The following is a 24,975-nucleotide window of genomic DNA, read 5'->3' on the forward strand; positions in this document are numbered from 1 at the left end:
TTAACCTCCTGCTTCATTGTCCAATGATTGCTCAAGATCAGCTGTATAGGCAGTATCTAATTCACTTCGTTTCTGAATTCCTTCAAATACTTTTTCAAGTGGGACCGGTTGGAATAGTTTTTGACCCGTTCCTTTTAGATACGCAATACTTAAAATGAGGATAATTGCAATTACAATCACTGAGATTTTTAATACAGCTAAATCTACGTACAACGTATAAATCATATAGACACATGCCGTAATCCCAATAATTTGCGGAAGTGGATATAATGGCGTTTTAAAAGGACGGTGTGCATTTGGATATTTCTTACGTAAAACTAGAACATCTACTTGTGTAATAATGTAAGACATTAACCAGGTACTACAAGCGACTGAAATCATTGTTGTCACAAAATCAATATTAGCATTATTCATAAATGCATAAATTAACACGATTAGCGTTAAGCCAATTACTGCAAAAATCCCAACCCAAGTCGTTCTTGTTTTTGGATGAAGGTAAGAAAAAGCCTTTGGTAACAGTCCCTCTTTAGAAAGTCCATATAGCATTCGAGGAACAGCAGCAAGATAAGTATCACATGTCGTGATTGCAGCAACAATCGATACAATGCCCATTAAAATTAATCCCGTTTCCCCCAACATTGCTGCTGCACCATCAACATGTGGAATTGTCGATTGAGCTAATTCATCTAAGCCGATATACTTCGTTACGCCTAAACCGAAAAGTAAGTCAACTAACCAAATTGTAAAACACCCAAATAGCATAGCCAGAGGAATATTTCTACCAGGATTCTTTATTTCTTCTGCAAGTGGCGCAACAAATTCCATCCCGATATATAGCCAAATTGCTATCCCTAACGTTCCCAACTGTTCTTGCCATGAAATAGGCGAAAATGGTGGGGCTACTGATAATTGTTCCTGCGTCCCGATTCCTGATAAGCCCAATAGCCCAACTACTCCAAGTAGAATCATCATACTAATTGCCAGAACGGACTGGACTTTACCAAAGACAGAAACACCTAATAAATTGATTACTGTTAAAAATATTAAAATAACAATGACAGCAATATACCACGGTACTCCAGTAAGCGTTTCGAATGATTGGCCTCCAACGATCATGTTCGTTCCACCATCTGTTCCCACAAGAACAATATAACCTGCTAACACCGCAAAAATTGCAGGCAGTTTTCCTAAAGCGGGTAGCGTATATTCTCCCACCATTCCAGCCCCTGGAATCATAGCTGCCATTTCTGAGTAGGATAACGCAACACTCAATATGATAAACAATGAAATTAATGCGATGATACTAAATGCAGGTCCACCGATTCCATAGCCATTTCCAAGAACAACCATAGCAGTTCCGGAAACAACTAGTCCAACGGAAGCTGAGTAAGCTGCCCAAAATCCGAGTGATCTTTTTAACTTTAAATCTTCCATATATTCACCCCTTTAGTTTTCATAATAAGCTCTCATAAACAAATTATAATAATCTTCTTTCGTTGCTTTTCTTGGATTACTAGATGCAGAAACATTTTGAGTAGCCCCTTCTGCTAAATACTCAAAATCTTTTACATGTATATTCTCTAAATCTCTCATTTTAGGAATGTCTAATTCGTTTGCAAGTTCTTTTAATTTCAATACGCCTTCATAAGCAATTTCTTCATTTGTTTTTCCTTCAGCAAGTACCCCTAATAATTTCGCTACATTTGCATGTTTTTCAATATCGGAAGGAATATTATATTCAAATACATAAGGTAAAAGCATCGAATTAGCAACGCCATGTGGGGTATCATACAATCCACCCAAAGCTTCTGCCATGCAGTGTACTCCACCTACATCTGAATTTCCAAAAGCAATCCCAGCTATCAGACTTCCAACAAGCATGTTTCGTCTTGCCTCGATATTACTTCCATTTCTTACTGCTTCAGATAAGTTTTTAACAATAAGATCAATTGCATAAAGCGCTAAAGCATCCGTAATCGGTTCAGAAAGGTTACAAGTATAAGCTTCGATAGCATGTGTGAGTGCATCCATTCCTGTAGAAGCCGTGATGGACGGAGGTAATGTTAACGTAAGTTCTGGATCAAGAATAGCAATTTCCGGCGCAACTTTATTATCAAGGATGTTCATTTTCAATTTAGTAGATGTATCAGTGATGACTGAAAAGAAAGTGATTTCACTTCCAGTACCCGCAGTAGTAGGAATACAAATTAATGGAGTAATTTTATGTTTTAACGCATTCAGTCCGTACCATTCTTTGATTTCGCCCCCATGAGTCAGTAGGACACCAACAGCTTTTGCAGTATCCATTGAACTACCTCCTCCAAGACCAATCAGTAGATCAACATTCTCTTTTTTTGCTAGAAGATAGGCTTCATTACAGTCTTTGTCTCTTGGATTAGGTTTAATATGATCATAAATAATATATTGAATATCATTTTGTTCTAAAAGATCAGTAACTTTGTCGACAATACCTGTTGATTTGATCCCTTTATCCGTTAATAGCATCACTTTACTTCCATTCAGTTCTCTGACATAAGTTCCTAATTTATTTACTTGACCGTTTCCAAATTCAATTCTAGTTGACAAATTAAACTGAAATGTTTCTAACATCCTTTGATCCCTCCTCAAACTTCTACTTTTGCTATTAATTTATAATATTCGTAAAAGGAATCATATATTTTGGACAAACAGTAAAATATATAATTCGAAATTTTAACTGTTTGTAAAAAAATGAGATTAGTAATCGTTCGTAATGGTTAGTTGTGACATTAAAGATATCTCTTTAGCGCTGATAAGAATAGTTTAAACAATTTATTCATCTACTTCCTACCTCCTTTCATAGTTGCGCTTATATCGCTTAAAAGCAATAAAACCGCCATCTATCCAAATGGATAAATAACGGTTTATATAGGAGAAGGCTACTCCTCTAAAATATTTCACATAGTGAAGAGAGCATATATAGTTTTTAATAAATGATATTTTTAGAGTGTCGTAATTAGACGAGCAAATTTAATAGTACTTCGTAAAAACTATTTAATATAAGCAAATAAAAGTGTAATCCGTGCACTTCGCTGCTTCAAAACATTAAAGATGCACCCTATACTTTTCATCAATATTTAATTTTTCTTGCAGCTGATTACAGGCTCTTGCATTCTCAAAATAAAACTCTTCTTTAGTCATGAAATCTGAAAATAATTGATCGTAGGCTTCATCGATTCTACACAGCAATGGTCTAGATTCATAGATTGTACATCGATCATTTTTCAACATATCACATTTTCCGTTGTTATTATAATCCGCTAAGAAGTCTATTCCTTCAATAGATGAACAACAAGCTCCACAAGATGTGCATGGAAAGACACTCATAATTCTAACACTTCATCACTTAACATAAATGATTCAAATTCACCCAGTGTCTCATACTTAAATTTCACCTTTAAACCATCTGCTAGAGAAAGGATAGCTTTCTCAATTAAACTGTCATCTAATATTGCTAAATCAACTAGTTTTTTTAATTCAACGAAAGTTGCCTCATATTCTTTATAATAGGCAATTAGCAAAGCTTCTTCTTCTTTAACTTGTTGAATAATCATTTCAGATAAAGCCTCGGCTTGCATACGTGCCTCTTTGGCTAATTTTAGATCCTCACGAGCAGTGATGAATACTTTATATAGTTGCTTCATGCCAATTAATGCCGCTGTACCTGCTACAGCAGCCCCAATTGGTCCAAATAAGGCGGCTCCGGCAGCAGTCATAATAATACCTGAAAAACAACTTACAGCATTGCTTCCAAGACCTTCAACATATTCTTCAGTCGTAATTTTTTTTGTTAAAAATTTATAAGTAAGTTCAGTCATATTCACTGCCGAACTAGCAAGAGAAGTGACTACATTTCCCGACATTAAAACATTATTTTTACCTAAATACTTTAAACCATAGGATACACCACTTACAACAGCTCCACGTGCTGCACTATTTGCTGCAACTTTTCCAGTTTCTTTAACACAAAATTCACCTTTATATAGACCTTGAGCTGTATTGATAGCGCCACCTACGAAAGCTCCCGCTAATGCTCCACCTAACATTGCATTTTTAGCTCCAGAAATGAACTCAGCACGGTTCATTTGAGAAGCAAAGGCTTCTGGATTTTCAGCAGCCCGTTTAGCTTCATCGTAATCTGTGCCGCCACTTTTAATTCCATCATGCTCTAATTGACCTTTCAAATGCTTTTGTGCATCACGGTAATCCTCAGCATAAACACCTTGTTTGTCAATACGGCTATCCATCAATTCACTAACACGGTCCTTATGTTCTGTGTTTACTAAGCGATCCATACCTTCATATTTCTTATCCTTAATATAGCTAGCTAAAGCTGCTGGGCTATTACCAGACTTAGCCTGAACTTCTCGTAACACATCGCCACTTCTATTACGTATGAAGATGTCTGCCTCGTGATGCGGCATGCCCAGTTGATCAGTCGTCACAGCCCGTAACATACTCCCCGCTTTGGCAGCATTCGCATTAAATTTAGTAGATTCAATAATTTCAAACATGCGGCCTTGCGTCTTATCACTCGCACAGTTTATATATTGTTTAGCTACTTTAACCAATTGTTCACTGCCCGCAACTGTTTCTATTAATGCGTTTCCTTGTCTTTCAACGGTTTCGCTAGCAACTTGTCCTGCAATAAAATCAATATCAGATTGACGTAACGCAACCATATTAGTAGCCTTTAATAGCTGAAATTTTTCGTTTTTCAGCTGTGATTACTGATTGAAGGTTTGGCATTAATTTACCTTTTTCATCTAAAATTGTGGTATTTAAAATATCACGCATAATAATCGCTAATTTATAGTTGTTGTGAATAATTGTCTGTGCTTCAGTAGAATAAAAACTGAAATCTTTTCCGCTTTGTTGAATTACAGCTTTCATCTTTTCAATATTTCCTAGGAATAATTTATTAGTGCTATCTGCTAAGCTATGCATATTCCTTGTTGTAGTTTTAATTTGTGCCATTACATTTGCTGCAGAGTATAATTTTTCCACCTCAGCATTTACCTCGGCTTTTTTTGCATACATTTCTTCTAACTTTTTCTCTGTTGAGGATGCAAAAATTAAACTTCCTATAGCTAATGCAGGAGCTAATGCAATTCCCCCTAAAACCAATGTTCCACCCGCAATACCAAGCCCACCAGCACTTAATGCTCCCCCGCCTAAAAACGCTAAAGTAGCATTTTGAGCAGCAATACCACTCAACGAAGCGATTGCAGTACCAGTCGATGCAGCCGCAAATGTAGTCGTAGCACCAACCGCACCCATAGCTGCTAATCCACCACCCGCTAATGAGGCAACCCCGGCTGTCATTACTTGTCCTGCTTTAAGAACTTGCTTTTCAATGTTAAGTACAAATTCATTAATGTCACTGCTTGAAACAAAATTATCAGTAACTGCTTCACCTTTGAAATTCACATTTTTAATTTGCTTAAAAGTATCTACAAAATCCTTCATTGAACCATCAAGAATATCTAATTTCAAAATACCATACTTTTCAAAAGCTTCATTAGTTTCATCACGGCCTGCTTCAAAATTTCTGTAGGCTTTTTTATATTTTGATTCTAATGATTGAGCTAACTCTTTTGTTTCTTGCATATTTTGATAAGAATCATATCCTTTTTTACCTGCTACTGCTGCTGATGCTGCCGCTGCTCCTGCAACGATTAACGGAATTAATGGTAATGGCATGTAAATTTCCCACTTTCTAATATTTTATAATTCATTTATACCATAATAGGTTGGACATATAATGACCTTTTCATCATTTAAATTATTTTTTTACTTTTTCACCTATTTTTCGATATTAATGGCTAATTAATAATTAAAAATATCAATTTAGATATGGTAACTGAAGAAACTGATGACGATAAATTCCGACAATTTATTGGGTGCAAATTCCTCATGATGGGGTTGTTTGATAAAAACCACAATAACAAGCAGTTAGCAAGACATTACTGTAATAAAATTATCGACTACACAAAAAGAGCCAAATCTTTGATTGGATTTGACTCTTTTTTAGTGTTTGATAGACACCCTTTATAATTCTATTTTTCTTAAAAAGCCCACATTAAGAAACATCTCCATGTAAACTCTCCTCTAAAACAACTAAATATCGACTTTTATTACTCAGTCAAATCCACAATCACTTTAATCGTTTCTTTAGCTGCAATAGCTGTATCAAATGCTTTTTGAATATCGTCTAATTTATATGTGTGCGTCACCATTGTAGAGACATTTGTTTTCTTTTGATTGATATGGTCAATAACTTTTAGAATATCTTCATTTGTATAGCCACTTGCCCCAATGATTTTCACTTCTTTACTCATCACTTGGCTTAGGCTAACGGGTACCTCATTTTTATAAACAGCAATGATGGCAATACGTGCATTCGGCTTTACAATTTTCATCACCTGCTCAAATAATACAGGTGCGCCAGCTGCATCTACAAACGCATCGACATCTGGGACGTTGATTCCGTAGACATTGACTTCACCAAAATGTTTCGCTAACCCTTCTACTAATGTTTCTTTCATCGTATTGACCGTTAATGCGCCGAGCTCTTGTGCTTTCGCTAAACGCCAGTCGTCAATATCTACAACACATACGTCTTTTATACCTTCCCCAATTAAACCTGCAGCAGCTGATAAACCAATTGGCCCCGCACCAAGCACGACGATTTTTTCACCATGCTTTGGCCCTACACTGAAAGCACCATGGAAGCCCACGCTCATTGGTTCCATTAATACCGCTTCTTGTGCTGAAACAGAATCATCAAATGCAAATAAATTAGTATTTAATGTAGCGTCTTCAATTAAGACATACTGTGAAAAAGCTCCAACCTCTAAAGAATAACGACGCCCAGCACGTTTTGCGGTAATTGGATTTACCCCTACTCTCATGCCAACTGTTAGATTTTCCTTTACATCAGAGCCAACTTCGACGATTTCACCAAACATCTCATGTCCAAACTCTGAGCCAAAGCGAATTCCCATTTCAGATCCAGCTTTCACAATATTGATATCTGTTCCACAAATACCACCTGTTAAAATGCGAATCAATGCATCTGTTGGCCCTACTTTCGGCATAGGACGCTCTTCTACCCCAACTTGATTTTGACCATGATAAATACCAACCTTCATATTCAACACTCCTCACTTCATTAAGTAATCATCCTAATGGTAGTAGCTTCTATTCTACTAAGCAATCTACAATAATCTACAAATTGTTAATTAAACTACAGATACGCATGAAGTGTAGTTTAAAATTCATGAATGATTACTAGTTACCAGTTTAAAAGGATTCAATTGTATAATTTGTTGTGCTAAAAATTCTGGCGTATATGGCATATCATTTCCTAACCACATAGAAATTGTACCAATCATCGCGGATGTCCCATACCAAGCGGCAATATCTGAGGGAGTGCCTGTTCCTAGGTAATCTTCTGCGCTTTGGATAGCCTGCTTTTCTGAGTTATTTACTATTAAAGCGTATAGTAAATCCATTAATTTAGGTGTGAAAAACGGGATATGTTTTGTCACAAGCAATGCTTTATAAATTCGGGCATTTTCTGCGATATGCTCTAATAACAAAGTTAAAGATAATAGCTCATCACCAGGTTTATATGTTTTATCAAATTTATCGGACAATATTTTTTCTATATCCGCTAGAAATTCGTTTAACAAACTATCAACTAGATCATTGCTATCTTTGTAATGCAAATAAAATGTCACACGATTTATTCCAGCTCTTTGTGTAATCGCATGAACCGTAATTTTGTGAAACTCTTTTTCTTCTAGTAGTTCTATAAATGCATTTCGTATTAATTTTCGCGTTCTTTGTATACGTAAATCTAAGTGTAATTCATTTGACAAATGATCACCCCGTACAGTTAATAAACATATTGAAGATTATACTACATGCGTGAGCTTAGAAAACTCCTTGCATTCACCGTAGACATTACCAACTTAGTTAAAAAATAAGGCTGTCCCAAAAGAAGATAAAATCTAGTCTTGGAACAGCCTCTTGTTTCTTATATCATAACGTAGGTTGAATTATTAACGTATTTTATTTAATGCTGTCACCCTAGCAATTACTTAAACTAACACTTTGTTTACTAAATATGCATGTATTAAGAGCAACGAATAGTCTCTTAGATAATTATAAATAAATTACATAGCGTTTTTGATAATTTCCATAACCTCTTGTAATTTAGGTTTACGTGGGTTCGTTGCTGCAGTAGCATCTTTTATCGCATTTGTAGCTAAAGTTTCGATATCTTCTTCTTTAGCGCCTAGCTCTGCGAAACCACTTGGAATGCCTAGATCTTTAGCCATTTGTTCGATTTTCGCAATACCCTTTTCAGCCGCTTCACGAGTGCTTAATCCGTCTACGTTTTCACCTAATGCCACTGCGATGTCAGCAAAACGTTCTTCTCTTGAGATCAAGTTGAACTTACATACGTGCGGAAGTAAAATTGCGTTACATACGCCATGTGGGTAGTTATAGAATCCACCGAATTGGTGTGCAATCGCATGAACATACCCTAGTGAAGCATTATTGAATGCCATACCGGCTAATGATTGTGCGTATACCATTTGTTCACGAGCTTCGATATCTTGTCCATTCGCTACTGCTTTTGGTAAATATTTTGGAATGATTTTAATAGCTTGGATTGCAAGCGCATCTGTAATTGGTGTTGCTGCTGTTGAAACATATGCTTCAATCGCATGAGTCAGTGCATCTAAACCTGTTGCAGCCGTTAGAGCAGGTGGCATACCTACCATTAAATCTGGGTCATTGATTGATAATGCTGGTGTTACATGTTTATCAACAATTGCCATTTTCACTTTACGTGATGTATCTGTAATGATTGTGAATTTTGTTACTTCACTACCTGTACCAGCCGTTGTATTGATTGCGATTAGAGGCACCATTGGTTTTTCAGATACATCTACACCCTCATAATCATGGATTCTTCCACCATTCGCTGCGACAATACCTATACCTTTACCAGCATCATGTGAGCTACCGCCACCAAGAGTAACGATACTATCGCAATTCTCAGCTTTGTAAGCTTCAAGTCCTTCTTCAACATTTTTATCCGTAGGGTTCGGTTCTGCTTTTGGGAAAATCGAAACTTCTACGCCAGCTTCACGAATAATGCTCGCAATTTTTTCTGAAATCCCTAAACCGTGTAAGCCCGCATCTGTTACTAATAATGTTTTCTTAGCACCCAGACCCGCAAGTCTAGTTCCAACCTCATTAACCGATCCTTGTCCAAATAAATTCACTGATGGCATATAAAATGCACTTTGTTTGTTTGTCATAAAAATACACTCCATTCAGTTTTTTGTTGAAAAAGAATTAGTTACATAGGAGATATAGTACTGAAACTAATATATGTATATCTTTTATGTAAGTGCTTTCATTTTTCAATATCATTATATAATAATAGTTTTTAGAATTCAATGATTTGAGTTTATAATTCGAATTTTATAAATAATTGGGTTTTAATTTAATTAAAGTATGTAGAAACAAGAAAAGTGTTAAATTTACAGACATTCCACAACAAGTACAATTCTAATAACATTATCTCAATATAAAAAATAATCCTTACAAAAATCATTTTTAATATAAATCACAATACTAAGGATGATTTACTACTTGTATTCTTTTCTCGTACAACAAGTAGACTTTCTATTTTCGAACAAAATAAAAAAACACCTCTCAAAAGAGATGCCCTTTCTCAATCATTCATCAAACACCTAGATACATATATTGGTGCTAAGCCGCGGTAATCCAAAAAATACTAAATCCATAAACCACTACTATGCCAGCGGTAAGCCAAGCTAATACATATTTCTTGTCTTTAAAATGACTAAGACTCATCAACAAAAAACAAGATCCCATAAGGACCTGATTTCCAATAGAACCATACATACTTTCCTTAAGCCAGATAGAAGTATAAAGAAGATAGATTATCATAATAGAAAAAAATACATACATTAATCTTTTTAGTACACTAGTTATTCGCAAAATCTACTGATTCCCCCTTCACCTAGGCTTTAAAATACAAACATTAATAGATCTTATCTATTAGAAGTCGTTATCCCCCATGTCACCATTTACTGTAGCTGTGGCTGCACCTTCACCAATCTTTTTTTCTGTATCTATAATGAAAAGGTTCACCTTAGTTTAATATAACTGTAAAAATTTTCAATGCGGTCGCTTCGTTATTACCTCGCATTACCTTTTATTGTATATAATTAAAGGGAAATATTCTACTATGTGGAGCTGGTGGTAACGATATGAAAAATCGGAAAAGTTGGTTTAGAATGTGGAAGATACTGTCCTTTGCGTTTTCTATGTTTCTTCAAGTCTATTGGTATCGTATTCGAAAAAAATCTGCTGTGGAATGGGATGTATTATGGGAAAAGCTTGGACGCCAATTCCGTCAGACCCTTTTCGAGTTAGAAGGAGTGTTAATTAAGGTTGGGCAATTCATAAGCATTCGCAAAGATTTGCTTCCTAGCAGTTTTGTCGATCAAATACAAGATTTAGTGGATCAAGTCCCACCCTCCCCCTGGGAAGAAATTAAATATGTACTGGAAAATGAATGGGGAAATTCAATTGAAAACGTCCTTCTTTCAATTGAAACAAAAGCTGTGGCTTCAGCATCCATTGGGGAAGTTTATCGGGGGCGATTAAAGGATGGAACAAATGTTGCCATTAAAGTTCAACGCCCTTCAATCCCTTCGCTTATGCGCACTGATTTTCGTTCATTAGCTATTATTATTTGGTTTGCCCATCACTTTGCACCTGTACCTAAAGGATTTATCAACTTTAAAATGCTATTCAAAGAATTAAAATACGTAATTGAAAAGGAATTAGATTTCAAAAAAGAATTGGAAACCATTCATCATTTTCGTGACCGTTTTGAATCCTATCAGCAGCTAACTATACCCAATATTTATCCCGACATTAGCACCTCTCAAGTATTGGTGATGGAATGGATCGATGGCGTTAGGATTACGGATATAGATTTTTTAGAAACATCTCAAATCAATCGAGAGGAATTGGCGCAGCGTTTAATCCGCATTTTTCTTCCGCAATGGTTAGAAGCTGGCATTTTTCATGCTGATCCTCATGCCAGAAATGTATTGGTGAAATCAGACGGCACGATTGTTCTCCTTGATTTTGGCATGGTCGGGGAAATTTCAAGAAAAGATGCTAACAACTTCCAACATTTGATTCAAGCCATCTTATTGAAAAATTTTGCCCAAGCCGCAGAGGCATTAAAAGACTTAGGCTTCTTACTGCCAGGAGCCAATCTCAAAATCATTGAAAATCTACTTAAAGAGATATTAACGCTAGATCTTAATCAGGTGAAAGAGATGGATTTATTTGCAGTTAAAAAAGAAATGAATGACATGCTCAAATTACTGCCCATCCAAGTGCCTACTCGATTTATATTTTTAGGGCGCTCCTTCATTACAATTGAAGGTATGCTACTAACCATTAACCCAAATAATGAGATTCTAGACATCATCAAACCAGCATTTGCAGACTGGCTCAAACAAGGAAACTCAAATAATTGGAAGTTTATTTTACAGTGGATGAATGCTCTACCCATCTTTAAAATTTTCCACTCTGTTCAAGATTTAATAGAAACACCCCAACGATTATTAGCTCAAAAAGAAACGCTACAACAAAGAGAGTTTTACTTCTCAATTTATGAAAATCAGAAGAAGCACACCTTACTGTTAAGCGTCCTAGGATTTATCGGTATTTTTTCCGGCATGTATTTGCAGTATCATGTTCTATCAAAGGTTTCAGGTGGACTAATTGTGATTTCTTCTATTGTTTATATCGTGAGTAGTTGGCGACAAAGAAAATGGTTGAAATTCATGGATAGAAATATTAAAAGAGGATGATCACGATTGATCATCCTCTTGCCCATTTATTTCTTATCTTCAAACCAATAAGAAATATCACTAAAACATATAGCCCTATCATGGTGCCAGTTAATAGCTGGTTCTTTCCAAATTGAGCGCCAGCTAGCGTAAAAGCCAGCATTGTGGGAAACTTTCCGAGTGCTGTTGCAAGAAGAAAAGAACTAAAGCGGACCTTTGTTACGCCCGCAATGGCATTGATTGCCGCAGAAGGCATAATGGGAACCAATCTACCAATTAGGACGGCCAAAAAGCCATTACGTTCAAGTAATTGAAAAAATCCATCTAGCCTTTGCCATTTCTGTACTTGTTTTAGCGCCACCATTTGAAATCCATATCGACAAAGATAAAACATGCAGATCGAGCCAAAGATAGTACCGCCTAAGCTGATGAATAGCGCTACCGGTACTGAATAGGTGGCTGCAATAATCCCGGCTACTAAGGGGATCGGAATTGCAGGTAAAAATGCTAACATTGCCATGAGCAAAAAGCTACTGATTCTCGTCATCCAAGAATCATGTTGCAACCAATTTAATAATTCATCCATTTTCTAAGTTGTCCTTTTCGGCGTTTTATACCTCTTTTTTTTTACATATCTAGATAATTCATCTTAAGGAATACTTATTATAACTTGCATTAAACTGCATCTAATCAACTTGCCAAATGATAAATGGCATCGTATAACAAAAAATATCTCAAAGAATTGAACAATAATAAATCTGTAATGTACTTCGTAAGCCCATTGTAACAGATTACTCGCTAACCTTAATGCCCACAGGCTTATTTTTCGAGTTAATCCAAGCGTATGCAAAATTTCATGAAATCGCATGTCAGATTCTCAATCCCCAGTAATCCTTTTAATTCATCTTGGCGTCGTTTTGAACCCTTCGTTTTTATAGAGATTTCGCTATCAATCTCCGTATAGGAATCAATATTTTATCTACACTTCAGAAAAAAATAGTAAAGACATTTATTATTAATACAACACCACATTTTTATCATTTCCGACTATCTTTATCTAAAAAATATTACAATTTTTACAATAAATTTTACTAAATCTAGAATGAGAGCTTAATAATGATTACAAACACAAAAGAATTGAAATCCCAACTAAATCATTTAATTAGTGATCCCGGTTTTTTACTATTACAGGAATCCTTTGAAAAAGAAAGTTTATTTCAATTATTAGGTTTTGGACACCGTGAAACAATGCATAGTGCATTTATTAGCTGGCTGATTTCCCCTACTTCGTCTTTAAATTTAGGATCTTTCCCACTAAAGCGTTTTATCTACTACATTTGTGAAGAGAACGTTTCAAATACGAAAACAACACTTGGTTTTGATTTAATTGAGTCTGATGCGCTTGAGTTAGAAAAAATGGAGGTCTCTACAGAAGTATCAGCTTCTGCCGTTGATGCTGAAACAAACTCTAAGTTAAAAGCTAGATTTGATTTATATTTAACCAACGACATAGTACGAATTATTGTAGAAAATAAAGTACTCTCACGTGAGAATAAAGATCAAACAGAGACCTATACGAAAATTTTAAATAACTCAGATGATACTTACACGTATGATTTAAAGGTGTTTTTGTCTCCAGGTGCTATGGTAAAGCCAAAATGTCCTAAGTTTATTCAGGTCGATTATCAAGGTTTATATAATTTCGTCATTGAACCTTGCTTAAACCATCCTAAAATTTCAATAGAGAATAAAAACATTTTAGATCAATATATACATAACTTACGAATGGTATATAGAGGAGTGAACAAACCAATGGCTAAAGTAAACGATGAATTATGTATCACCATTTATAATAAATATAAAGATGTTTTGTATGAAATCTTTGATGCGGTGAAAAATGAGACGCCTGAAAAACGAATTGTCAAAACATCTTCTAGTGTTCGAACATCTAAGCTACCTTGGGATGAAATTTACAGTCGTCTAAATGAGGACGAGAAATATTTAGAGTCTACTTACGGAAGCACAATAACAAAAGCAGAAATTGATCTAACTAGTGGTCATATTATATTCCAAGGCCAAGAGTTTAGTAGTCTTTCAAGTGCTGCCATTGCTGCAGTTAATTCCATCAAAGGTGAAAACTATACAGAACGTTATAATGGATTTGAGTTCTGGAGTATTATCTATCCAAATGCGAAAAGAAAAAACTTAGCGAAGTGCGTGCTGACATCGCATTAGCCATCTCACAAGATGTAGAAGATTAATAAAAGAATTCAAAAAGAGGATTTCGCTAAAATTGCTGAAGTCCTCTTTTAATATCACAAATTAATACCTGTTGGGAATAATTGATTCTTTAAAACATAGTGTAATTAATTCATTACATAAATTTTCCGTTAATCGTTGTATTTTATGTCTGTGAATCATTTATTTCAAATGTTCTATATTTTAGGTGCTCAACATAAATTGACTCATGCTAGTTGTTACTTTATTAAAATTCATTAATAAGGAGACCGTAAAATATGATGGTTATTCATTTTTATGAAAATAAAACTGAGGTATTAAATCAATTTGTCGTACGCATACCCGCTGTCGATGAGTTGATCAAAATCAAAGGCCGTAAAGCAAAAGTAGAACAAGTAATTCAGATGGATGAAAACAAATACCATGTACATGTAATTTATGAAAAAGAGCCGAAGAAGAAATTAGTAACAAAAGAGATTGGTAAGAAAAGAAGATAATTCTTCTGTTCTATACTATCCTATTCATTCATAAGATAAAGGCGTCCCATGAACTATTGAGACGTCTTTTTTACATTACCAGTTCTGTTGCACAAATCAAAAACCAATAAAGTCACCAAAAATCGGCGCTAGTAAGCGATTAAAAATAGTCATTTGATCGAAGAATAGCAGCAGCCCGACCACAATCATAATAACCCCACCAACTTTCATGAAGGCTTGACTATATTTTTTAACAATTGCCAGTTTTGACACGAAAAAGGATAACGTGAAAAACGGAATACTAAAGCCTAAAATATAAGCAGCCATATACCCCATACCATTTCCTGAATTTTGCGACACCATAAGTAAAATTGCACCCAAAATCGGACCAGCACAAGGTGTCCAACCTGCTGCAAATGCAAAGCCTATAACAACTGAACCAACGTAACCAGCAGGTCGATTTTGAATATTGACTCTATGTTCCTTCATTAAAAATTCTGGTTTCCAAATTCCTAGCGTCATAAACCCAAATAGCACCATGAAGATTGCACCAAATTGTCTAAATAACTCACCATAATTCAGGAAAAACTCCCCTAGCACTGTGGCACTGAAGCCTAAAAATATGTAAATAAGCGAGAACCCTAATAGGAAACTTAACGTATGGAACACCGCTGTTTTGCGTTTTGCCATGTGCTCCTCTTGTATTTCGCCTATCGTCAAACCTGTTATGTAAGAAAGAAATGCTGGATACAAAGGTAACACACATGGTGAAATAAAGCTCAGCAGCCCCGCTCCAAATGCGAAAAATAAATTAACATCAGTTTGCATAAAAAACCTCCCATTTTGTTATCATGTATACAAACGCAACATCCTGGAAATTGTTCCTAACTATTACTCGATAACTATTCTCAATTATTTAAATTTTACCACTAGATATCCATTGACTTTTTAATTGATAACAATTATCATTATCAATAGATTATTTCTTTTCTCCAAACGCTTATACAAAATACCCCCTCTTTTTTGAATAAGCATGCATCAAACGGATATTCTTACATCAGACTAAGAATATCCGTTTATTTATTTTATTCAGTACGCGTTTAAACGCCCACTGAATAAAATTAAAGCCTCGGCGGATGTCACGGATTTTGAAAGTGGTTATTTGTGCTAGCACAATTCAAAATTCGGACTTCAATTACGCCAAGGCAAAATTGATTTACATACACAAAGGAGTTGTTTGGAATGGATTATCGTATTGAAAAAGACACTATGGGTGAAATCAAAGTACCTGCAGACAAAATTTGGGGTGCTCAAACACAGCGCAGTAAAGAAAACTTCCGTATCGGTACTGAACAAATGCCAATCGAATTGATTCAGGCGATTGCGATTTTAAAGAAAAGTGAATTGTGCTAGCACAATTCAAAATTCGGACTTCAATTACGCCAAGGCAAAATTGATTTACATACACAAAGGAGTTGTTTGGAATGGATTATCGTATTGAAAAAGACACTATGGGTGAAATCAAAGTACCTGCAGACAAAATTTGGGGTGCTCAAACACAGCGCAGTAAAGAAAACTTCCGTATCGGTACTGAACAAATGCCAATCGAATTGATTCAGGCGATTGCGATTTTAAAGAAAAGTGCAGCAATCGCAAACAATAAGCTTGGCAAATTATCAGATTTGAAAACCAATGCGATTGTTCAAGCAGCAGATGAAATTTTAAATGGACAATGGGACGATCAATTCCCGCTTGTCGTTTGGCAAACTGGTAGTGGTACTCAGACTAATATGAATGTGAACGAAGTGATTGCGCATCGTGCCAACCAAATTTTAACGGATGCTGGCGAGGCTGATCGCATCCATCCCAATGATGATGTCAACAAATCGCAAAGCTCGAACGATACTTTCCCGACAGCTCTACATATTGCTGCAGTCCTAAAAGTAGAAGATTACCTACTTCCTCGTCTTCGTCTACTAAAAACAACATTAGACGACAAGGCTGAGAACTTTAAAGATATTATCAAAATTGGACGTACGCATTTACAAGATGCTACGCCTCTGACATTAGGGCAAGAAATTAGCGGCTGGTCAGCAATGCTAGCAAAATCTGAACGAATGATTCAACTGAACATAGAATTCATGAAGGAACTCGCAATCGGTGGAACAGCTGTCGGCACAGGCATTAACGCTCACCCTGAATTTGGTGACCGCGTAGCAGCTGAAATTAGCAAAATCACTGACAAAAATTTCACATCAGCAGCAAACAAATTCCATGCCTTAACGAGCCATGACGAAGCCGTTGTTGCACACGGTGCATTAAAAGCACTTGCAGCAGACTTAATGAAAATTGCTAACGATGTACGCTGGCTAGCAAGCGGTCCACGTTCTGGTATTGGCGAAATTACCATTCCAGAAAATGAACCAGGGTCATCCATTATGCCAGGAAAAGTAAACCCAACACAAAGTGAAGCCATGACGATGGTGGTCACACAAGTTGTCGGTAATGACGCAACAATTGCCTTTGCCGCTTCACAAGGAAACTTTGAGTTAAACGTCTTTAAGCCAGTAATTATTTATAATTTCTTGCAATCGACACGCCTACTTGCCGATACAATGAAATCATTCAATGATCACTGTGCAGTCGGCATCGAGCCAAACAAAGAAGTGCTCGATCATAACTTACAAAATTCATTAATGCTAGTAACAGCTCTCAACCCTTATATTGGCTACGAAAATGCAGCGAAAATTGCAAAACAAGCCCATAAAGAAGGTACAACATTGAAAGAAGCTGCTATTGCCAGTGGTTTATTGACAGAAGCACAATTCGATGAATACGTAGACCCTGCAACTATGATTTATCCGAACGCAAAATAAAATGGACTGTAAAAAAACCCAACTAAGCACCTCCTCGCTTAGCTGGGTTTTTGGATATTAAATGAAGCTTCATGGACTAACGTAGATTACTATTTTGCAGAATAGATTGGGACTCATTACTATCGGGGGACTCATTACTATCGGGGGACTCACATCTACTTGAGCGGGCTTCTTCTCTACCCGAGCCGGCACCATCCCTACCTGAGCGGAACTCACATACACCTGAGCGAGAATCACACACCTGAGCGGGACTTACACCTACCCGAGCGGAACTCACACCTACCTGAGCGAGAATCACACACACCCGAGCGGGACTTACACCCACCTGAGCGAAACTCACACACATCTGAGCAAGAATCACACCTCCCCGAGCTAGGACCACACCCTCCTGAGCGGAACTCACACCTACCTGAGCGAGAATCACACACACCCGAGCGGGACTTACACCCACCTGAGCGAGAATCACATACACCTGAGCGAAACTCACACACACCTGAGCGAGAATCACACCTCCCCGAGCGGAACTCACACCTCTCCGAACGGAACTCACACCTCCCTGAGCGAGAATCACACCCACCCGAGCGGGACTTACAACCACCTGAGCGGGACTTACACCTACAAAAAACCTCCACAGCACTATGCCGTAGAGGTTCAATCATTTATTTAGTGTTTAATAAATCTTCTACAAATGTAACTGGTACATATGTTTTTGATGGTTCAAGTAAAGCTGGTGCTACTTCAAATTGACGAAGTGATTTGTTGAAGCCATACGCTTTTTGACCACGTGTAATTGTATATGATAATGCACCTTTTGAAACGATTGCACCATAACCAGTAGATTCTACTTTATAGCCAAGTTCTTCAGCGATTAAGCGTAGAGGTACCATTTTTGTGCCTTCAACTTCGTGGAAATCAGAGGCAATGATTTTTTGTACTGCCACTTCCGCTGGATCTACCTCTGCCTCTACTTCGGATACTTCTTCTGCAGGGACTACTTCAGCTGCTTCTTGTTCTTCATTGTCTAAGATAATTACTTTTGTAGGTGGTGTTTGTGCTGGAATGCTCATTGTCGTAATGGTATAGAAAACAAGTAAGTTTTGGCCAGGTAAATCAGCAATTGTTACATCTTTACCCGATGTGCTTGAAACATCCGTTTCTTCACTAACATTCAATTTTAATGAATATTCTTCGTTCAATAAGTTTTCATCAAAAGTGCCAACAGCTACACTACCTATAGCTTCTGTTTCAACAATAATTACTTCTGGGTTGTATTGTGGTGGATAAATCATCAGCATCGGCTTGTTTGCATAATTGTAAGCCGTTACTTTGTCGCCCTTTTCAAGTTTTACTTCTTTACCTGTATTATCGAAAATCAGCGTGTCCTTGTTCACGACAAATACATTTGTGCTTTCACCATCTTTAGTTGTGTAGTATGTAGCGTTGTCACGTACCTCTACATTTTCAATCGTACCTGTGATTTTTATAAAGATTGGTTGTACTTGTGCCTCGTTTTCTTGTCCGCTGCTTGTCACAACTGCCTCTCCTCCGTTAGCTAAAGCTGTCGGTGTTACTGCTACGCTTCCGATTAATAATGCTGACATTGCGAATGGAATAACTTTTTTCATTTTCATCAAAATCTCTCCCTTGTTGTGTTTCAAAGAATTAGTCGAATCAAAATGAAAAAGGTTACAAAATTGCCAAAATATTTTCAGGGATTTAAATGCAATCGGTTTAGTACCCTTTCAAGAAAGTATTTATTTTCGCCCTGGTCCGACCGAATTTCTAGTGCAACTGTCGGATGATCTGTAATCACACCTGTTACATTTTTCTCGATAAATTCTTGTAGTACTCGGTCTTTATTTAACGTCCAAACGAATAAATCGATATCTAACAATTGCAGTTCTTCTATTAAACGATCACTCACCGATGATTCTTCAAGAGCAATGAAATCTACCTTCAAATTAGCGATTGTACCAATATTAAGTGCATACACAATACCAACTCGTAAATTAGGAGCAAGCTTCTTCAGCATTGTCATCATTTCGGAGTTTGATGACTGCACAAAGTACCTATCAAGCACTTTATGCATCCTAAGCTTTTCAACAAGTCGTACAAGGACATCTTCTGTTTCCTTGCCGTGAATTTTTAGTTCTATGAGTAATGAGATATCTAGTGACTGGGCCATTTCAATATAATCATCGAGTGACGTAATTTTGTCGCTAAAACCATTTGCATGGACGGTCACTGCTGTTAGCTCACTAAGTGTCATATTTGCTACGCTATTGTTTTTTCCGGCTAAACGTCGCAGCGTGCGATCATGAAAGACTACAAATTCCCCATCTGCCGTTTGCTGAATATCAAGCTCGATTAAATCGGCACCTGATTTCGCCACACTGACAAGCCCACTGATTGTATTTTCCACCCCTTCGCCCATATAGCTTCTATGTGCAATGATTTTCGTATCAGGTGCATAAACACTTTTCTCCAATGAATTAATATTTATGACACTCAATACGACAAATACGGCGCTAACCAATAATAATAGTCGTTTATATCGTCGTTTTAAAAAATTTGGAGATGTTTTCTGTTTAGAGAAATTCAAGGTATTATATGTAATCGCCACCATCACCTGAGAAAACATAGCTTGAAGCAAACTAAACAGAACGACAAAAATGATTTCTAAAAACGCCAAAGTCAGCCCAGCAATTACGAGAGCCGAGCTCGGCATAAGTCGCTCTAATACATATAACGGCAACGTACTAATAAGAGTTATACTTAGAAGTGCGAGTAAATTCCCTGTTAAAAGCATTGCAAGCAGTACAAGTAACTCAAACAAGCGCCGTTTAGAAAACCTCCAACTCTGCACAATGGATTGACGGATTGAGTACTTTGGATGAATCGTAAAAATTGATAAAGTCAGTATACTACGGATACCAAAAATAATTAATAAGCCTGCTAGACTAGCATACAATAATCTCCCCGCTCTCGATTGCATCAGTTCATCCATAATAAAATGTGGAATTGAAATCTCTTGTGTTAATGTAAGGGGTAGAAGAAATGAAGCAAGCGGCACAAGAAACGCAATATATAGGGCTAAATAAATGGTTTGAAAGCTACAAAAAAACACAGCCTTCCGATTAAGTTGCTGCCAAATGCTAACAAACCTAAAACGAATGCCACGCTGCTGATTGTATGCCATGTTAAACAATAAGCCCATTTCATAGTAAATGAATAATAACACAATAAATAGCCATAGCAGCATCATACCAATGACGAAGGGGTGTACTAAAAAACTGTACAGATTTTGGTCTGTGATATGCGTATAACCTGTTACCCGCAGCATGAGCTTAAACGCCAATGATGTCACAGGCACAATAAACAAAAATTGAACTAGCCGAATAAGTGCAAAAACTTGAATATAATCAATGCGGTAAACAATAATGTTTCGCAATGCTAGTCTAATAATTTGCTGTGCTTTTTGCATATATACACCCCCCCTGCTTAATAGGTTATTCACTTTTTTCTCGAACCATTCACAAGATAAAATTACTTTTGAAACCTATTACAAAATAATCCATAATAGAAGTATATGTATTCTAGAAAGGAAGTTGTATGCTATAGAAAATATTCACGTAGGCGATATTATTACTCATATTTTTATTTTCTTCGTATTAGTGACAATGATAGTAGTTGTCATTCGTGTACTCATCATGATGTTCGCAAAAAACAAACAACCCTCTACACAAAATAACCCGTCACATCTGCAACAAATACACGAGCTAACGATGCGGATCCAAAAATTAGAGCAACAAATAGAAGAATTACAAAAAAAGTCGTTGTGAATATTGTCTCCACAACGACTTTTTTACACTCTTTCATATACAATCTTGCCACCCACTACTGTGTAGGCAACGTCAATATTTAGTAATTCCTCAATTTCCACCTTAAATATATCGTTTGTAAACACTGTAAAATCAGCTGTAAATCCAGGTGCAATTTGCCCACGTACATACTGTTGACCTATGATTGCAGCTGGACCTACTGTGTAAAGTCGTACCGCTTCAAAGCGTGAAATTTTCTCCTGTGCGCCGTAACCATCATGTATCTCACCGAAATTGCGTCTAGTAACAGCTGCGTAAATTCCATGCAGTGGATTAGGCACTTCTATCGGCGCATCACTGCCACCAGCAACGATCAGTCCTCTATCTAATAACGATTTTAGGGGATGCAGACCTTTGACACGTTCGTCACCTAATCGAGCAATCTCCGCTGAGTACTCTCCTTGCACAAACTGTGGTTGCATATCAATCGCCACTGGCAATGATGCCAATTTAATTAGGATCTCCTCATCAATTAAGCTACAATGAATCACACGATCTAGCTGACCCTCACGTGGTGGATATTTCTCAAAAACGTCTAATATCACATCAATGGCTAAATCACCAATTGCATGCACCGCAACGGTTTGACAGTAACTTCTAGCAAGTTGAACTAGCTCCTCAAGCTGGATTTGCGTATGAACTAGCATCCCGCAATTCTCCATATCATCACTATATGGTTCTCGTAGGGCAGCTGTTCGCCCACCAAAAGCTCCGTCGACAAATATTTTCATCGCCCCAAACTCCAAATAAGGCGACCTTTTCTCATTTAAGTTTGCATCGACTACTTGCTGAAACACTGCATGATGCTGTAACAAATGAACTTTAAATGATTGACTATCTTCGACAATTTTACGAAAAGCATCAACTGGCTGATGAGGCGCTCCATAATAGCTTAAATCCTCTGAATGTCCACCGACGAGCCCATATGTCTGTAATGACGTCACAGCCTTTTCAAGCGCATCCTCAATATATGTTGGTGTAATATGTGGCATATGATTGACTATCATGTAAAGAGCCGCATCCTTTAATACACCTGTTACTTTGCCATTGACCTTTTCAATAATGCCGCCCTCTGGAGACGGTGTAGCGTCATTTATTCCTGCAAATTCGAGCGCTTTAGTGTTCGCTAATAGTAGATGATGGCAGCTTCGCTTGATAATAAGATGCGCTTCACCAAGTGCATCAAGTTCTGTTAACGTTGGAAAAATGGGCTCATCAAACTGTGTTTCATTGAGCCCAATAACAATGATCCACTCATTTGAATGTACTCCTTCCATTCGAGCACGAATATGCGCTAGTAACTCGTCCTTACTTCTGACATTAGATACATCAATATGCTTTAACTTTTCCCCATAGCCAAGTATGTGTAAATGGCTATCGACAAAGCCAGGATACATGACGTTTCCCTTTAAATCTCGGATAGAAGTAGCTTGTGGCAACAAGCGCTCTATTTCGCCTGTTGCCACAATTTTTCCGTTATGTTCAAGCACAGCTTCGACTGTTTCGCCGTCTCGTGCCATCGTGTAAATCGTTCCGCCTGTCCATAAAGTTGCCAAGTCCATTCGCCTCTCTTATGCTGTAGCTTCGACTAGATGTGCTGTTTCTAAACGACGACGTACCACCACACCAAGCCATGCTGCTAAAGCTGCTTTTAATAAGCCCGTGATAATAAACGGTGCTGCACCGCCCATAAATGCCGCTGTCCATGTTAATTCAGCCGCAATTTTCAACCACGCTGTACCGAAAGCAAGTGTAATCACCATCCCAATAACGTTTGCGACAACCGCATGTGGAATTGTTAAGCCAAATTTTTGCAGATAAAGCCCCATTATAATTGCAGTCGGTAAAAACCCCACAATATAACCACCAGTAGGTCCTACAACGATACCAAGTCCGCCAGACATACCACTAAAAACAGGCATTCCCACTGAGCCTAGTAAAATATATAATAGCACCGATAATGAGCCAAGTTTTGCGCCTAAAATTGTGATGACGATGCCAATTGCTAATGTTTGTCCTGTAATTGGTACTGGCGAAAACGGTAGCGGAATCGTCACCTGAGCAAGTACCGCGATAATTGCTGCCCCGAATGCTGCTAAAACATATTGATATGTACTGCTTTTTTTCAAAATAAACTGCCTCCCCTTGTACGTTAACTAAATATATAATTAAGTTAACACAACGATAAAACAAAAGAAAACAGTTGTCAATCAATTTTAAAAAATAGTGATAAAATAGAAATCGTTATAATGAATTAGCTATTCCCTTTGTAAAAATTAGTTACCAAAGCGGATCATTTGTAGGATCTTTTTCTTGTAAATCAAATAAATATGGAACTAATTGATGATAATAAATAAAGAGACTTACTAAATAAAATGTAATTCCAACTAAAAAATTATCAAAAAAATTACCCATAATGGCCATCATCGATATGGGAATATTTAATAATAGGCCTAATTGTACAGATTTTTTCGTTCGATATTGCTTTTTCCCACAATGTGAACACTCGATTTTCCTGTTTTCCCAAAAAAATTTACGAGCTTGCTTGTGTGACCATTCCCCCCCACATTCGATACATTTAGGTAAACCATACCCCCTTTTTTTCAATTTGTGCTTTACAATAGAGGTTGCACAAATAAAAAAACTTAGTATCAGTAATCCCTTCATCACATCATGGTCTATAAATGCAAAAAAACTGGATGTATCTGTTTCTTGCTGTACCGTTGCTCCTTGATTTCCACCCGTTTTATTTTCCTCATCTCGGGAAAATAAATAGCTAAACCCAATTGCGCATATCGTAAATGTCGCAAGAACAATTCGATACTGCCACTGACCACTTCTTCTTACCTTACTTTGCATGCGTGCCTTTTGTGCCATCTCACGTTTTTTCTGATCCGTTAACTTTATATCTTGTAGCTCTCGTAACACATCTTCTTTAAATCGAGTCATGGCGTAACACCTCCCAGTCATAGTCTCCGATTGTCAAAGCTAGTTGTTTTCTCGCACGTTGAAGCCTTGTGCGTACCGTTGCTTCTGGACAGATTACGAACTTCGCAATTTCTACCGTTGACATATCCTCAAAATAAAAGAGTATAAGTACCTCTCTGTACTGGACCGCCAATGTAAACAATGCCTCTACTAACTCTCGCTTACTGGATTTGATAAGCACCTCTTTTTCAGGTGTTAGATATGTTGTTTTGCCCGTTATTTTTTCAAACAAAGTCAGCCTTTTACTTTTCCAGCTTCGCAAATAATCATGGCTGCGATTGACTGTCATTTTCACCAAGTATGTACGTAATGATGATTCCTGCTTAAATTGCCCCTTTTTTTGATAAAAGGCTATAAAGACATCTTGTACAATATCCTCTGCCGTCGCCTCGTTTTTCACATATAAATACGCAACCTTTAGCAAATAATCACCGTGTAGCGCAATGACATCTTCTATTTCCATCGCCGTCCTCACCTACTTTCTACACTACTGACGGATGCCAACATCATTCCGATTCAATTTTAACAAATATATTTTTAATCTCTCTTA

Annotated in this window: 21 protein-coding genes and 1 pseudogene; 6 read left to right on the forward strand and 16 right to left on the reverse strand. The window is 37.1% G+C overall.

Going from position 1 to position 24,975, the window contains the following annotated elements; genetic code table 11:
- From ACIQ2D_RS07570 to ACIQ2D_RS07605, 8 genes are all read right to left on the reverse strand, one after another.
- The gene (locus ACIQ2D_RS07570; RefSeq protein WP_402861812.1) at positions 1-1,434 is read right to left on the reverse strand and encodes an APC family permease; all 1,434 of its coding nucleotides are present in this window, start codon (positions 1,432-1,434) and stop codon (positions 1-3) included.
- Positions 1,435-1,446: 12 nt separating this feature from the next.
- Positions 1,447-2,610 carry an iron-containing alcohol dehydrogenase gene (locus tag ACIQ2D_RS07575; RefSeq protein ID WP_402861815.1) on the reverse strand — a complete coding sequence of 388 codons (1,164 nt, stop codon included), beginning with the start codon at positions 2,608-2,610 and terminating at the stop codon, positions 1,447-1,449.
- Positions 2,611-3,084: 474 nt separating this feature from the next.
- Entirely contained in the window at positions 3,085-3,366 is a 282-nt protein-coding gene (locus ACIQ2D_RS07580; protein WP_402861818.1) for a YkgJ family cysteine cluster protein, read from the reverse strand.
- The gene (locus ACIQ2D_RS07585; RefSeq protein WP_402861821.1) at positions 3,363-4,721 is read right to left on the reverse strand and encodes a hypothetical protein; all 1,359 of its coding nucleotides are present in this window, start codon (positions 4,719-4,721) and stop codon (positions 3,363-3,365) included. Before ACIQ2D_RS07585 ends, ACIQ2D_RS07580 begins: the two co-directional genes overlap by 4 nt.
- A 1-nt stretch (position 4,722) precedes the next feature.
- Positions 4,723-5,742: a hypothetical protein gene (locus tag ACIQ2D_RS07590; RefSeq protein WP_402861824.1), complete on the reverse strand. Its 1,020-nt coding sequence runs from the start codon at positions 5,740-5,742 to the stop codon at positions 4,723-4,725.
- 434 nt (positions 5,743-6,176) lie between these two features.
- Entirely contained in the window at positions 6,177-7,193 is a 1,017-nt protein-coding gene (locus tag ACIQ2D_RS07595; RefSeq protein WP_402861827.1) for a zinc-dependent alcohol dehydrogenase, read from the reverse strand.
- Between the two features lie 126 nt (positions 7,194-7,319).
- The gene (locus ACIQ2D_RS07600; protein WP_402861829.1) at positions 7,320-7,925 is read right to left on the reverse strand and encodes a TetR/AcrR family transcriptional regulator; all 606 of its coding nucleotides are present in this window, start codon (positions 7,923-7,925) and stop codon (positions 7,320-7,322) included.
- Positions 7,926-8,222: 297 nt separating this feature from the next.
- Positions 8,223-9,380 carry an iron-containing alcohol dehydrogenase gene (locus ACIQ2D_RS07605; protein ID WP_402861832.1) on the reverse strand — a complete coding sequence of 386 codons (1,158 nt, stop codon included), beginning with the start codon at positions 9,378-9,380 and terminating at the stop codon, positions 8,223-8,225.
- A 981-nt stretch (positions 9,381-10,361) separates the two neighbouring features.
- Between ACIQ2D_RS07605 and ACIQ2D_RS07610 the strand changes: the two genes are divergently transcribed.
- A complete protein-coding gene (locus ACIQ2D_RS07610) occupies positions 10,362-11,987 on the forward strand; it encodes an ABC1 kinase family protein (protein WP_402861835.1) in 1,626 nt (541 codons plus the stop codon).
- 10 nt (positions 11,988-11,997) lie between these two features.
- On the opposite strand, the gene ACIQ2D_RS07615 is transcribed toward ACIQ2D_RS07610, so the two are convergent.
- Entirely contained in the window at positions 11,998-12,552 is a 555-nt protein-coding gene (locus ACIQ2D_RS07615) for a TVP38/TMEM64 family protein (protein WP_402861838.1), read from the reverse strand.
- 530 nt (positions 12,553-13,082) lie between these two features.
- On the opposite strand from ACIQ2D_RS07615, the gene ACIQ2D_RS07620 reads away from it, so the two are divergent.
- The gene (locus ACIQ2D_RS07620; RefSeq protein ID WP_402861841.1) at positions 13,083-14,201 is read left to right on the forward strand and encodes a PD-(D/E)XK nuclease family protein; all 1,119 of its coding nucleotides are present in this window, start codon (positions 13,083-13,085) and stop codon (positions 14,199-14,201) included.
- Positions 14,202-14,482: 281 nt separating this feature from the next.
- Entirely contained in the window at positions 14,483-14,701 is a 219-nt protein-coding gene (locus ACIQ2D_RS07625) for a hypothetical protein (protein WP_402861844.1), read from the forward strand.
- A 96-nt stretch (positions 14,702-14,797) separates the two neighbouring features.
- Here the strand turns inward: ACIQ2D_RS07625 and ACIQ2D_RS07630 are convergent, their stop codons facing one another.
- Complete coding sequence (locus ACIQ2D_RS07630) at positions 14,798-15,508, reverse strand: cytochrome c biogenesis CcdA family protein (RefSeq protein WP_402861847.1); 711 nt, start codon at positions 15,506-15,508, stop codon at positions 14,798-14,800.
- A gap of 414 nt (positions 15,509-15,922) precedes the next feature.
- Between ACIQ2D_RS07630 and ACIQ2D_RS07635 the strand changes: the two are divergent.
- Positions 15,923-16,081 (forward strand): annotated as a pseudogene (locus tag ACIQ2D_RS07635) (class II fumarate hydratase); the annotation flags it as partial.
- An 83-nt stretch (positions 16,082-16,164) separates the two neighbouring features.
- A complete protein-coding gene (gene fumC, locus ACIQ2D_RS07640; RefSeq protein ID WP_402861850.1) occupies positions 16,165-17,556 on the forward strand; it encodes a class II fumarate hydratase in 1,392 nt (463 codons plus the stop codon).
- A gap of 659 nt (positions 17,557-18,215) precedes the next feature.
- Here the strand turns inward: fumC and ACIQ2D_RS07645 are convergent.
- Positions 18,216-19,187 (reverse strand): stalk domain-containing protein, encoded by a 972-nt coding sequence (locus ACIQ2D_RS07645; RefSeq protein WP_402861853.1) that lies wholly within the window; start codon positions 19,185-19,187, stop codon positions 18,216-18,218.
- 77 nt (positions 19,188-19,264) lie between these two features.
- Positions 19,265-21,040, reverse strand: coding sequence for a glycerophosphoryl diester phosphodiesterase membrane domain-containing protein (locus ACIQ2D_RS07650; protein WP_402861856.1), 1,776 nt, complete (start codon positions 21,038-21,040; stop codon positions 19,265-19,267).
- A 124-nt stretch (positions 21,041-21,164) separates the two neighbouring features.
- On the opposite strand from ACIQ2D_RS07650, the gene ACIQ2D_RS07655 reads away from it, so the two are divergent.
- Positions 21,165-21,398 (forward strand): hypothetical protein, encoded by a 234-nt coding sequence (locus ACIQ2D_RS07655; protein WP_402861859.1) that lies wholly within the window; start codon positions 21,165-21,167, stop codon positions 21,396-21,398.
- Positions 21,399-21,421: 23 nt separating this feature from the next.
- Here ACIQ2D_RS07655 and ACIQ2D_RS07660 read toward each other — a convergent pair whose 3' ends face one another.
- From ACIQ2D_RS07660 to ACIQ2D_RS07675, 4 genes are all read right to left on the reverse strand, one after another.
- Positions 21,422-22,993 carry an amidohydrolase gene (locus ACIQ2D_RS07660; RefSeq protein WP_402861861.1) on the reverse strand — a complete coding sequence of 524 codons (1,572 nt, stop codon included), beginning with the start codon at positions 22,991-22,993 and terminating at the stop codon, positions 21,422-21,424.
- Between the two features lie 15 nt (positions 22,994-23,008).
- Positions 23,009-23,566, reverse strand: a complete 558-nt coding sequence (locus ACIQ2D_RS07665; protein ID WP_402861864.1) for a biotin transporter BioY — start codon at positions 23,564-23,566, stop codon at positions 23,009-23,011.
- A gap of 151 nt (positions 23,567-23,717) precedes the next feature.
- Positions 23,718-24,386 (reverse strand): TIGR04104 family putative zinc finger protein, encoded by a 669-nt coding sequence (locus ACIQ2D_RS07670; protein ID WP_402861867.1) that lies wholly within the window; start codon positions 24,384-24,386, stop codon positions 23,718-23,720.
- Entirely contained in the window at positions 24,373-24,888 is a 516-nt protein-coding gene (locus ACIQ2D_RS07675) for a sigma-70 family RNA polymerase sigma factor (protein WP_402861870.1), read from the reverse strand. Before ACIQ2D_RS07675 ends, ACIQ2D_RS07670 begins: the two co-directional genes overlap by 14 nt.
- Positions 24,889-24,975: the final 87 nt, after the last annotated feature.

The sequence above is a fragment of the Lysinibacillus sp. NPDC097287 genome, assembly GCF_044761695.1.
Taxonomy (GTDB): domain Bacteria; phylum Bacillota; class Bacilli; order Bacillales_A; family Planococcaceae; genus Lysinibacillus.